Here is an 11,924-nt window from a genome sequence, read left to right as displayed (position 1 = left end):
GCGTGCGCGACATGTTCGAACAGGCGAAGAAGAACGCGCCCTGCATCATCTTCGTCGACGAGATCGACGCGGTCGGCCGCCATCGCGGCGCCGGCCTTGGCGGCGGCAATGACGAGCGCGAGCAGACTTTGAACCAGCTGCTCGTCGAGATGGACGGCTTCGAGGCGAATGAGGGCATCATCCTGATCGCCGCGACCAACCGTCCGGACGTGCTCGACCCGGCGCTGATGCGTCCGGGCCGCTTCGACCGGCAGATCCAGGTGCCGAACCCGGACTTCATCGGCCGCGAGAAGATTTTGAAAGTTCACGCCCGCAAGGTGCCTTTGGCGCCGGACGTGGATTTGAAGATCGTTGCGCGCGGCACGCCGGGGTTCTCGGGCGCCGATCTGATGAATCTTGTCAACGAGGCGGCGCTGCTCGCGGCGCGGCGTTCGAAGCGCATCGTCACCAATCAGGAGTTCGAGGACGCGCGCGACAAGATCATGATGGGGGCCGAGCGTCGCACGCTGGTGATGACGGACGAGGAGAAGAAGCTCACCGCCTATCACGAGGGCGGCCATGCGTTGGTGCAGCTCTCGGTTCCTGGCGCGATGCCGATCCACAAAGCGACGATCATTCCGCGCGGCAGAGCGCTCGGCATGGTGCAGGGTCTTCCCGAGCGCGACCAGATTTCGCAGAGTTACGAGCAGCTGACCGCGATGCTCGCCATTGCGATGGGCGGGCGCGTCGCCGAGGAGATGATCTTCGGTCACGACAAGGTGACGTCGGGAGCGGCCTCGGACATTCAGCAATGCACCCGTGTCGCGCGCGCGATGGTCACGCAGCTTGGCTTCTCGGACAAGCTTGGCGCCGTCGCCTACGCCAATCCTGAGCAGGAGCAGTTCCTCGGCTATTCGATCGGGCGCCAGCAGACGCTTTCGGAGGCGACGCAGCAGACGATCGACGCCGAGGTGCGCCGTCTGGTGCAGGAGGCCTATGACGAGGCGAAGCGCATCCTGACCGAAAAGCGCAGTCAACTCGACTTGCTCGCCAATGGGCTGCTCGAATTCGAGACGCTGTCAGGCGACGAGATGAAGGGTCTGCTGGTCGGCAAACGGCCGGTGCGCGACGAATCGCCGCCGCCGCCGCCGCGCGGCTCGGCGGTGCCGACGACGGGGCAAAAGCCAGAGCCCGACGTCGGCGGGATGGAGCCTCAGCCGGTATAAAATCCGGCGATCTAAAGCCAAGGCCCGGCGTTCTGCGCCGGGCCTTTTTTGTGCGCGCTTCACTCTGGACGGGCGCCGCGCTGCAGATGCCGCCCGCCACGCGGGCGCAGCGTCGTTCGGGCTATTGATCGAACGGAAAGCCTCGCCGCATTGTCTTGCTCTTTGCTCTAAACTAGATCGTCAATGGCGCCGCGCCGAAATCTGCGCGCGGAATAGGAGAGGCCCATGAATGATCTTCTCGTGATTGCGTTTCCGTCGGAAGAGAAGGCCGAGGAAGTTCGGCAGAAGCTCTTCACCATGCAGAAGGAATATCTGATCGAACTCGGCGACGCAGTTGTCGCGGTAAAAAATCCTGACGGGGCGGTGAAGCTCAATCAGCTGTTCAACACCACGGCGCTTGGCGGAGTTTCTGGCGCTTTCTGGGGCGCTTTGATCGGGTTGATCTTCATGATGCCGCTTGCAGGCGCGGCGATCGGCGCCGGCGCCGGCGCAGTGTCCGGGGCGCTGACCGATTTTGGCATCGACGACAAATTCATGAAGGACGTGGCCGCTGCGATTCCGCCCGGAGGCGCCGCATTGTTCCTGCTCGTGCGCAAGATGACGACGGACAAAGTTCTGGAAGGCTTAAAAGGCGTTGGCGGCGTCGTGCTGCGAACGTCGTTCGACAAGTCCAAGGAAGACGCGATCCGCGCCGCGCTCACAGCACAGCCGGCTTCCGCCTAGAAGAAACGCGCGCCGAATGGTTCTTCGGCGCGCAGTTTCTCCAATCAGGTTTCCGCTTCGCCGATCTTCCGGCGATGCGCGTGAAAGGTCAAATACAAGCTCGCGCCGATAAAAACCACGCCAAGCGTCGCGACGACAATGAAAGGCGACGAGGTCTGAATCGTGGCCAAGACGGGCGCGGAAATAGCCAGAATCACGCCGACGACGCAAATCTGCCAAGCGCCGGCGTGAACTCCTGCCGCAAAAGTCGACAGGGCGAGGATGACCATCAGCATAAGTCCCGCAGCGTTTGGATTGACTACTTTAAGCATCGCATCGGTGTAAATCAGGGCCATTGCGCCAAGAACGGCGGCCCAATGCAGAATTTGAGTCCACACCAAGCGCACGCGTTCCTGACTCGTCGTGGTGTGCCGCCAGCCGACATAGATGCAGATTGCGCAATAGACGGGCGTAAGGAACTCCCAATAATAATCGACTGGCCCGCCTGTGAAGGTGACAAGGCCGATGCCGAGCACCGCCATCGAGAGCATGACGATGTAGGGCAGATCGATTTTGAGGACATCCACGAAGAGAACGTCGGCCGGCTGGGTCCTGATCTCCTCGAAGCCGTGCTCGAGCGTCGTCGCCCAGTTTTCCTCGTGCGGCGGTTTCGGTTCGGCCGGGTCGGAGCTATTCGACATGAGCAATCCTCGCTGGTTCGGGCGCAAAAGACGGTGCGGCGTGTTCGCCTTGCGCTTCGCGCCTGTTGGCCGAATTAGAGGTCAAGATAGTTCGTGCTCGGGACGCGAGCAACCGGCGAGCCGCGGATTCGGCGGGCTTGTTGTGCGACTGGCGCGCCAAGGCGTGCGGCTAAGCGTCAAAGCTGGCTTTGAGGAAGACGCGATAGAGCGCGCGGTTTTCAAGTCTGCTTGATGTCATGCCCACGTCACACGGGCGAGGGCAAAGGCTATAAATGTCGCAGACAAAATTCCATGCGACCCACTATAATTTGACTTGCATGTGCAGGGAGCCGGGTAGGAGCGGATGGCGGCCCAAGTTGACGGCGCGATGGCGATCGTAACGGTTGAGGGCCTGGAAGCGTTGCTGCAGGCGATCCAGGCGCGCGGCTATCGCGCCGTCGGACCAACCCTGGAAAACCAGGCCATCGTCTACGATGATATCGAATCGATCAACGATTTGCCCCGCGGGTGGACGGATGAGCAGGATGGCGGCCGCTATAGATTGATGCGGCGCAGCGATGACGCCCTCTTTGGATATTCGGTCGGGCCGCAGTCATGGAAAAAATTTCTACATGCGCCGAAGCTGCGGCTCTGGACGGCCGAACGACATGGAGAGAATACAACCGTTACGCCCGAAGCGTCGCCCAACGATCGGCTCGCCTTTATCGGCGTGCGGGCGTGCGAAATTCGCGCGATTGAGATTCAAGACAGGGTTCTTATCAGCGACCTTTACGTCGATCCGCATTACCAGGCGTTGCGCGCGCGCGCGCTGATCGTCGCGGTAAACTGCGGCCAGGCGGGGGGCGTTTGCTTCTGCGCGTCGATGCAAGCCGGTCCGCGCGTGAAGCAAGGCTTCGACATCGCGCTGACCGAGCTTCTCGACGGCGGCGAACATGTTTTTCTCGTCGAGGCCGGCAGTGAGGAAGGCCATGCGCTTTTGGCGCCGATTCCGCATCGCGCCGCTTCGGATGACGAGATCGAAGCCGCCGCAGCCGTGATCGAACGAACCGCATCGTCTATGGGTCGCGAGATGCGTTCGGACGACCTCAACGAATTGCTGATGAGCAATCTCGAACATCCGCGCTGGGACGAGGTGGCGACGCGCTGTCTGACCTGCGCAAACTGCACCCTAGTCTGTCCGACCTGTTTCTGCACATCGGTGGAAGACGTCTCCGATCTCGCCGGGGAGCGCGCCGAACGCTGGCGTCGCTGGGATTCCTGTTTCACGATGGATTTTTCCTACATTCACGGCGGCAGCGTGCGGGCCAGCGCGAAATCGCGCTACCGCCAATGGATGACCCACAAGCTTGCGACCTGGATCGACCAATTTGGCTCATCGGGCTGCGTCGGCTGCGGGCGCTGCATCGCCTGGTGTCCGGTAGGCATCGACATAACCGAAGAGGTGCGCGCCATCCGCGGATGTGACGCCGCCGCCGAGGAGCCGCAATGAAGGACATTGCCGATCTGCTTCGTCATCACCCCTTCGCCGAGGGACTGGATGAAGACACGCTGAGCCTAATCGCCGGATGCGCCAAGAATGTCGTGCTGCAGCCGGGCGACTATCTTCATCGCGAGGGCGCCGCAGCGGATTCCTTTTATCTCGTGCGACATGGCGCTGTGGCGCTTGAGACTTTCGTGCCGGGGCGCGGTTCGTTCACCTTTCTGACCGTCAAGAGCGGAGAAATACTTGGCGCCGACTGGCTGATCCCGCCCTACCGCTCGTCATTCGACGCGCGCGCCATCGAACTGACGCGCGCCATCGCTTTCGACGGCAAGTGTCTTCGCGGTAAGTGCGAGGCGGATCCGCGCGTCGGCTATGAAATGATGAAGCGTTTCATTCCGCCGCTCGTCAAACGCTTGCAGTCGGCGCGCATGCAGGCGCTCGGGATGTATGATGCCGCAAACGCTTAAAGCCTGCGCGCCACCGTCCTATCCTATGGCGCCGCGCATGATCCCGGTGACGCGCTTTATCCGCGAATCGCAAGACGTCTTCACCTTCGATCTTGCGGCTGAGCACGCCACGCCGTTCACGCCGGGACAGTTCAATATGCTCTACGCATTCGGCGTCGGCGAAATACCGATCAGCATCAGCGGCGACTCGGAGGCGCCGGAGCGGCTGACGCATACCATCCGCGCCGTCGGGCCGGTGAGCGCGGCGCTCGGCAAATTGCAGGCTGGAGATCAAGTGGGCTTGCGAGGTCCTTTCGGCGTCGGATGGCCGGTTGAGGAAGCCAAGGGCTTCGATGTCCTGCTGATTGCCGGCGGCATCGGACTCGCGCCGCTTCGGCCGGTCATCTATTGGCTGCTTCGTCATCGCGCCGCTTACGGGCGCGTCGGCGTCCTTTATGGCGCGCGCACGCCGGACGATCTCATTTTTCGCAGCGAAGTTGAAGAATGGCGGCGAACGCCCGACTTCCAGTTGCGCGTCGCGGTGGAACGCGCCGGGCCGGAGTGGACGGGAGACGTCGGCTATGTCACGCCCTTGCTGTCCAAGCTCCGTTTCGACGCGACGGAGGCTGTCGCGATGATTTGCGGGCCGGAGGTGATGATCCGCGCAACCGCGCTTGCGCTTGAAGACGCCGGCCTCGCGGATTCCCGAATCTTCGTCTCGATGGAGCGCAATATGAAATGCGCCATCGGCCATTGCGGCCACTGCCAGTTCGGTCCGCTGTTCATTTGCAAGGACGGACCGGTGCATCGCTACGGCCGCGTGCGCAGTCTTCTCTCCTATCGGGAGCTTTGACGTGGAGCGTGTTCGACCAAAGCTCGCCGTCTGGAAATTCGCCTCATGCGACGGCTGCCAGCTTAGCCTCCTTGATTGCGAGGACGAATTGCTGGAGATCGCCGGGGAAATCGAGATCGCGCATTTCCTCGAAGCGACGCGGGCGTCGGTCGAGGGTCCATACGATCTCTCTCTCGTCGAAGGGTCGGTGACGACGGCGCATGACGCCGAACGCATCCGGGACGTGCGCAGACAGTCGCGGTTCTTAATGACGATTGGCGCTTGCGCCACCGCAGGCGGCATACAGGCGCTGCGCAATTTCGCCGACGTGCGCGAATATACGGCCATCGTCTATGCGCGGCCCGACTATATCCAGACCCTGGCGACCTCGACCGCCATCGCCGATCACGTGAAGGTCGATTTTGAACTGCGGGGCTGTCCGATCAACACGCGACAGCTCGTCGAGGTGATTTCAGCGTTCCTCGCCGGGCGCAAGCCGCAAACGCCGCCGCACAGCGTCTGCATCGAATGCAAGATCGCCGGCAATCTTTGCGTCATGGTCGGCCACGGGACGCCGTGTCTGGGCCCTGTCACCCATGCGGGCTGTGGCGCGCTCTGTCCTTCCTACAATCGCGGCTGCTACGGTTGCTACGGCCCGATGGAGACGCCCAATGCGCCGTCGCTTTCGGCCTGGCTAAGCAAGCTCGGCATGGATTATGACGCGCTCAAACGCGTCTACCGCACCTTCAACGCCAACGCCGACGCCTTCCGAAAGGAAAGCGAGCGTCATGACCAGTAGGACGATCAAGGTCGACCAGCTCGCACGCGTCGAAGGCGAGGGCGCGCTCAAACTCATCGCGCGCGACGGCGTCGTTCAACTGGCGGAGTTCAACATCTTTGAACCGCCACGCTTCTTCGAAGCCCTCTTGCGCGACCGCATGTATGCGGAGGCGCCCGACATCACGGCGCGCATTTGCGGCATCTGTCCGGTCGCCTATCAGATGAGCGCGGTTCACGCGATGGAGAATGCGCTCGGCGTCGTTGTCGACGGACCGCTGCGCGAGCTACGACGGCTGATCTATTGCGGCGAGTGGATCGAGAGCCATACGCTGCATGTCTATATGCTGCATGCGCCGGATTTTCTCGGCTATGAAGGCGCGATCGAAATGGCGCGCGACCACGCCGACATCGTGCGGCGTGGATTGGATCTCAAGAGAGTCGGCAATTCGATCATTACGCTTCTCGGCGGCCGCGAAATCCATCCGATCAATGTCCGCGTCGGCGGCTTTTATCGCACGCCGCGCAAGCGCGAGCTTCAGCCGCTCGCCGAAGAATTGAAGCGTGCGCGGGATAGGGCGCTCGCTACCGTGCGCTGGACGGCCGGCTTCGACTTTCCTGACGTTGAGCGCGACTATGAATTCGTCGCCTTGCGGGGCGACGGCGAATATCCCCTCAGCCAAGGCCGCATCGTCTCGAGCCGCGGACTCGACATCTCCGCTGCGGAATATGACGAACATTTCGAGGAGAGCCATGTCCAACATTCGACTGCGCTGCATGCGCAGATCAAGGCGCGCGGCGCCTATCTCACGGGGCCCTTGGCGCGTTACGCGCTGAACTCTGCCGCTCTCTCGCCGCTCGCGCGCGAGGCGGCGTGCGAAGCAGGACTTGGGCCCGTCTGCGTCAATCCCTTTCGCAGCATCATCGTTCGCGCCGTCGAAGTTCTCTACGCCTGCGACGAGGCGCTGCGCATCATCGATGATTACGAAGAACCGGAACGCCCCGCGATCGATTTAGAGCCGCGCGCCGGAACCGGCTTTGCGGCGACCGAGGCGCCGCGTGGCATGCTGTATCACCGCTACCGGCTCAACGCCGATGGCAAGATCGCCGACGCGCGCATTGTGCCGCCGACGTCGCAGAATCAACCGAGCATCGAAGAGGATCTAAGGACCTTCGCCAACGCCTGGCTCGATCTGCCAGATGACACTTTGCGTCACCGCTGTGAGCAGACGATCCGCAATCACGACCCTTGCATTTCCTGCGCGACGCATTTCCTGCGGCTCGAGATCGATCGTGGCGGATAGAGCGCGCGAGAGCCGGCGTGTCGTGCTCTGTATCGGCAATCTTCAGCGCGGCGATGACGCCGCGGGCCGCGCAGTCGCGCGAGCGCTGAGAGTTTCGCTTGGCGACGTCGAAATTATCGAAGAGGAGGGCGAGGCGACAACAGTGCTGGCGCGGCTTGAAGGCGCAGACGCCGCCTTCATCGTCGACGCCTGCGTGTCCGGCGCAACCCCTGGCGATATTCACCGTTTTGACATCGTCGCAGGTCCCCTTCCGCAGACCGCCTTCAGCGCGTCGACGCATGGCTTCGGCCTCGCCGATTCTCTGGAGCTCGCGAGAGCGCTTGGCGCATTGCCCTCGCGCTGCGTCGTTTATGCAATCGAAGGCGGGACCTTCGATATCGGCGCCCCGATGTCGCCAGCGGTCGCGGCGGCGGTCGATACCGTCGCAGACCGATTGCGGACGGAAATTCTCGGCGAATGATCGAGGAAAGCGCCGCATCAGCGCTGCGTCAATTGAAGTTAAAAAGCGGTAAACCGAATGCCAGTTGAAATGTAGTTTGACGCGCCACGGACTCCTTTAATGAGGCCGTAGACGCCGGAACGACGATGGACGCGAACAAAAACCTCAAACGGCGCTTCTTTATACGGAGAAACGGTAAGTTCTGGAACGAGCAGGTTCAGGAAACGCGAGCTATGGCCGCTGCTGTCGAACTGTCGTTCGAAATCTGAAATCCTGGTTACGTAACTCGCTCCGATGAGGCCGAGTCTTACTTATCTATAAGATAAATTGGCTCTTTTTAGGCCACAACGGCGTTCTTCGCACAAAAGTCGGTTGACGACGGTCGCGCGGTGCATTTCGAGCCGCACAAATTTGCCGCAACGCCGAAACTGACCGGTAACACTGCGGCAACCCCGCCGAAACCTTGGCATGCTTAAGATGCGGCTCGCAAAACTCACGAGCCGCGTGCGTGCCGCATACAAGCGCCGCAAACGAGCGCACACCCATAATGGAGACCCGAATGCAGCGTCTCGTTTCCGCGTCGAAAGTCATCGCCACCGTCTCGACCGTTCGAATGCTCGTTCATTTGCCGATGCATATCGTTCGACGCATTGCCGCTTCGCCGGAGGCGTTTATCAACGCCATAGAGCGTTTTGCAAAACATTAAGATTTGCGATTGCCTCGGCCGCGCAAACTTAGGAAAGAAACATAAGCTGCGTCGGACACGTTTGACTATGTAGCGTTCGCCGGCGGCTTGAATGAGCTTGCGCCTGACTCAGTTGAACTGGCTAACAGCCAATCAATCTGGAGGAAAAAATGCGCAAGCTCGTGCTATTGATAATCGGGGCGACTTTGGGTTTCGCTCCGATGGCTCAAGCGCAGCGATCGTACCCTAACGATGGCAACATCCAGTCCTATGGCGGGCTCTGGCGCTATCAGAAGAGGGATTGGAGCACGCCCTGGCGACCTCTAAACCCGGGCGTGTGCTAGCAATGGAACGATTACGTTGGCAGCTGGATATGGGTGTGCTGAGAAACACGCCAGTTCGTTGAGACGCAAGAAACGCCCCGCTGCCACGCCGCAGTCGGGGCGTTTCTATCGGACGCTCATGACCTCGCGCCGAGAAAATCTGAGAAGTCTCGCAACGCCGCGCTGAGCGGCGAGAGACCGGGAGCGCTAGTCGTTCCGTCCACGCCTCGTGCCTAGGTGGGGCCGCATGTCGGCCATATTGACGGTCGCAATTCAAGGTAATGAAGCGACTCCTCCATCGTTGAAGGCTGAGCATGGGCTTACCAAGGCCGTCGTCATCTGTAGGGCTGTCACCCGGAAAAAAAGAGATCGCCCTCTTTTTGGCGAATGCACTTACGGCTCGGCCTGACCGCCCGCTCGGCAAATTGGTGTGCATGGCCCGGGCAAACGGAATTTTTGCTGTCTCGGAAATATGCAAGGGACTAGCGATACTCATGATCGGCGACATGGTAATCGCAGATGGAGTCGGCGAATTTGTGTGCATTGCGGCATTGACGATCGAGGCGCTGCCTTTCCTACGATGGCGTGCGTCGGAATGTGCCAATCGAACATTGTTGCCGTCTCTATGACCGAACGCCTTTGAGAGCGCTCCGAGAAGATTGTTGTGATTTGCCGGTGCGTATCCGGGCAGAGATCGCGCGGAGGTTAAGCCGCCGCTAGATCAGATGACCGCAACCTTGCTTCTGATGAATGAAGCCGCGTAAAACGCCGCCAAGCAGGTTTTTAGAAAAGCGCTTGGAACGACATTTGGTCCCGAATTGCTCATCAAGCATACGAGCACAGGCATTTTCCGGCTCATTCATCACGAGAGAGCTTGGATCTCAGCCTTCAGGCGAATGATCGACGTTGGCGGACGAAAATGCGGAATAGTGCGCAAATGATTTTGACCTTTCACTGCTCACGCATCGGAGGGGTTGCGCTTCTGCTCTTGTTTCTTGCGGGCGCAGAGGCAAATGCGCGCGGCGCCAAGGTGACGGCTGAGCCAATTCCGGACGCTGTGTGGGCTTACATGCAGGGAAGGTCGTGGCGCGCGGAGCTTCCATGTCCGGGACGGGACGCGCTTGTTCTCTTACGCGTCCCTTATCTCGATTTCGACGGCAACCCGCAAACCGGCTCTTTGATCGTCGCAAGAAGCGCCGCAAAAGCGGTCGCGGCGGCCTTTCAGGAAATTTACGACAGCGGGAAATTTCGAATCTATCGAATGTCCCTAATCGATGAGTTCGGCGGCGACGACGCACGATCGATGGCGGCGAATAATACGAGCGCGTTCAACTGCCGAACCACCGATCGCGGCGCGATGTCGCGACACGCCTATGGCATGGCCGTTGACATCAATCCCGTTCAAAATCCCTACCGGGAAGGAAGTCTAACCGAGCCCGAAGCCGGGCGCGCCTATGATGAGCCCTCCAAGCGCAGGAGAGATATTGTCGGGATCATCGTTGATGGCGACGTCGTCACCAGGGCTTTCGCGCGACAAGGCTGGCGCTGGGGCGGACACTGGAAAAGAAGCGTCGACTATCAGCATTTTTCCAATGATGGTCACTGACGGGCCGTTTGCTGCAATGGAGCGTCGCAATGAATGCTGGAACTGAGGGCGAGTCAGAAATTTCCGCAGCGACGCTGGCACAAGCCGGAACGCCAGACGATCCTATCGCCAAACTGAATATGACGTTCCGTTCGTTATACGGCGCCAATCGGGAACAGGTCTTAGAGGAAACTCCGCTCGCCGCGCTGACGCTCATCGGCACTGGAGAAATCTGGCGCGTCGAACATGGCAAACTGGCGAAATGTTATCAGCCAAATCAAACGCTGCCAAAGATTAAAGGGTTAATGCATGCGGTCCTTGGCGCTCATGGCGCTTGGGGCCAGTTGCTCCGGGGGCGGGATTCGACCGCGGCGCTGCAGGCGGCAAAACAGCTCAATGAAGCACTGGCCGAGGCGATTGAAAGCGTCTCGGCGGAGCTGCCGGTCGAACTGGCCCATCCGGCGCGAGAGTTTCTTGCTGAACTAAAAACCCTTTCCGATCAGTGGTTGTCAGGGCGGGGTGCAACTGCGAACGAATTTCCATCGGCTCTAAAGCGCGTAAATCCCCAATTGGAACAGGTCATCAAGGTCGTCGGTCATGCTGCATACAGCGCGCTGAGGGAGGGATTCGAAGCGTTTCGAAGCGAGAGCAGCCCGAATGATTGGCGGCAGTGTTTTGTTGGCGTTTGCGGTCCTGGACAAGGCCGTCGTGACAATATCGAGATCGCCGCGGCAATATCAGTTATGGGACGTGAAGCTGTCGGGGTGCGGCTGCTCTATCTTGAAAACGCCCTGACACTCGCCGACGGGCTTAGGTTTTTGGCGGCCGCGCTTGTTGAACGCGATCTCGGTCAGGCGGTTTTCGACGATCAATATCGCATGTGGCGTGACCTTCTGGCCGATACGGCGATCGAATATGCCGGAGGAAGCTTCTTCCCTCAATTGGGACCCGAGTAAATGACGACGAAGCGTTTTCTCCCTTTCTGAGCGTATCCTTCGAGCTGCCATCGTGAGAAGCGTCGGCGGCGGAGTGACAAATGCCGTGCCCCGGCCCCCGCCGCCAATTGCGTCATGTCGAGGGAATATCGGATTATGAATCTTGGCTCGTGGCGCAGGTATCAAAGTCCTGATTACATGGCGCTTTTGGATTGAAGATGGCGTAGGCGTAGCTGCAGCAGGGGTTGTGTGTTTTTTTCTCGTCCCCATAGTCGGCGTTGAAGGAGACCTGTTGACCGACGTGTAGATAGTCTCCGCTACGTTGTGGCGGAAGATTGGGTACGGTGTCGGCGGTATTCACGAGACGGAAGGTTTCCACGTTTAAGTTTTCGTAATAATCCCGGAAGGATTGTAGTCCGACCTTTGGACTCGCCGAATTGTAGTTCAGCGCCGCCACATTGTGAGAAACCGCCAGCGGCACTGCGAGCGTGGCAAGCGCTGCGCCAA

13 protein-coding genes are annotated in these 11,924 nt (G+C 60.2%); 11 read left to right on the top strand and 2 right to left on the bottom strand.

Annotated elements, in window-relative coordinates; translation table 11 throughout:
- Both QZ964_RS01070 and QZ964_RS01065 read left to right on the top strand, forming a co-directional pair.
- On the top strand, positions 1 to 1,205 hold a 1,205-nt coding region (locus QZ964_RS01070; protein WP_292528077.1), incomplete at its 5' end, for an AAA family ATPase.
- A 225-nt stretch (positions 1,206 to 1,430) separates the two neighbouring features.
- Positions 1,431 to 1,928, top strand: a complete 498-nt coding sequence (locus QZ964_RS01065; protein ID WP_292528075.1) for a DUF1269 domain-containing protein — start codon at positions 1,431 to 1,433, stop codon at positions 1,926 to 1,928.
- A 44-nt stretch (positions 1,929 to 1,972) separates the two neighbouring features.
- On the opposite strand, the gene QZ964_RS01060 is transcribed toward QZ964_RS01065, so the two are convergent.
- Positions 1,973 to 2,608, bottom strand: a complete 636-nt coding sequence (locus QZ964_RS01060) for a hypothetical protein (RefSeq protein WP_292528073.1) — start codon at positions 2,606 to 2,608, stop codon at positions 1,973 to 1,975.
- Between the two features lie 343 nt (positions 2,609 to 2,951).
- On the opposite strand from QZ964_RS01060, the gene QZ964_RS01055 reads away from it, so the two are divergent.
- The 9 genes from QZ964_RS01055 (at position 2,952) to QZ964_RS01015 (ending at position 11,438) form a co-directional block, all read left to right on the top strand.
- Positions 2,952 to 4,097 (top strand): 4Fe-4S dicluster domain-containing protein, encoded by a 1,146-nt coding sequence (locus tag QZ964_RS01055; protein WP_292528072.1) that lies wholly within the window; start codon positions 2,952 to 2,954, stop codon positions 4,095 to 4,097.
- Positions 4,094 to 4,558 carry a cyclic nucleotide-binding domain-containing protein gene (locus tag QZ964_RS01050; RefSeq protein WP_292528071.1) on the top strand — a complete coding sequence of 155 codons (465 nt, stop codon included), beginning with the start codon at positions 4,094 to 4,096 and terminating at the stop codon, positions 4,556 to 4,558. The genes QZ964_RS01055 and QZ964_RS01050 overlap by 4 nt, the downstream gene beginning before the upstream one ends.
- A gap of 37 nt (positions 4,559 to 4,595) precedes the next feature.
- Positions 4,596 to 5,390 carry an FAD/NAD(P)-binding protein gene (locus tag QZ964_RS01045; RefSeq protein ID WP_292528070.1) on the top strand — a complete coding sequence of 265 codons (795 nt, stop codon included), beginning with the start codon at positions 4,596 to 4,598 and terminating at the stop codon, positions 5,388 to 5,390.
- A gap of 1 nt (position 5,391) precedes the next feature.
- Positions 5,392 to 6,168, top strand: a complete 777-nt coding sequence (locus QZ964_RS01040) for an oxidoreductase (RefSeq protein ID WP_292528068.1) — start codon at positions 5,392 to 5,394, stop codon at positions 6,166 to 6,168.
- Complete coding sequence (locus tag QZ964_RS01035; RefSeq protein WP_292528067.1) at positions 6,158 to 7,450, top strand: Ni/Fe hydrogenase subunit alpha; 1,293 nt, start codon at positions 6,158 to 6,160, stop codon at positions 7,448 to 7,450. The genes QZ964_RS01040 and QZ964_RS01035 overlap by 11 nt, the downstream gene beginning before the upstream one ends.
- Positions 7,440 to 7,910 (top strand): hydrogenase maturation protease, encoded by a 471-nt coding sequence (locus QZ964_RS01030; protein WP_292528065.1) that lies wholly within the window; start codon positions 7,440 to 7,442, stop codon positions 7,908 to 7,910. Before QZ964_RS01035 ends, QZ964_RS01030 begins: the two co-directional genes overlap by 11 nt.
- A 538-nt stretch (positions 7,911 to 8,448) precedes the next feature.
- The gene (locus tag QZ964_RS01025) at positions 8,449 to 8,595 is read left to right on the top strand and encodes a hypothetical protein (protein ID WP_292528064.1); all 147 of its coding nucleotides are present in this window, start codon (positions 8,449 to 8,451) and stop codon (positions 8,593 to 8,595) included.
- 1,221 nt (positions 8,596 to 9,816) lie between these two features.
- Positions 9,817 to 10,503, top strand: coding sequence for a M15 family metallopeptidase (locus QZ964_RS01020; protein ID WP_292528062.1), 687 nt, complete (start codon positions 9,817 to 9,819; stop codon positions 10,501 to 10,503).
- An 8-nt stretch (positions 10,504 to 10,511) separates the two neighbouring features.
- Positions 10,512 to 11,438: a hypothetical protein gene (locus QZ964_RS01015; RefSeq protein ID WP_292528060.1), complete on the top strand. Its 927-nt coding sequence runs from the start codon at positions 10,512 to 10,514 to the stop codon at positions 11,436 to 11,438.
- Positions 11,439 to 11,571: 133 nt separating this feature from the next.
- Here the strand turns inward: QZ964_RS01015 and QZ964_RS01010 are convergent.
- Positions 11,572 to 11,924: hypothetical protein (locus tag QZ964_RS01010; RefSeq protein WP_292528059.1), on the bottom strand; the 353-nt coding region annotated here is incomplete at its 5' end.

Origin of the sequence: Methylocystis sp. (genome assembly GCF_021731785.1) — a bacterium.
In the GTDB taxonomy this organism is placed as follows: Bacteria; Pseudomonadota; Alphaproteobacteria; order Rhizobiales; family Beijerinckiaceae; genus Methylocystis.
The sequence above is the reverse complement of the archived record's forward strand: the minus strand, read 5'-3'. Positions and strand labels throughout refer to the sequence as shown.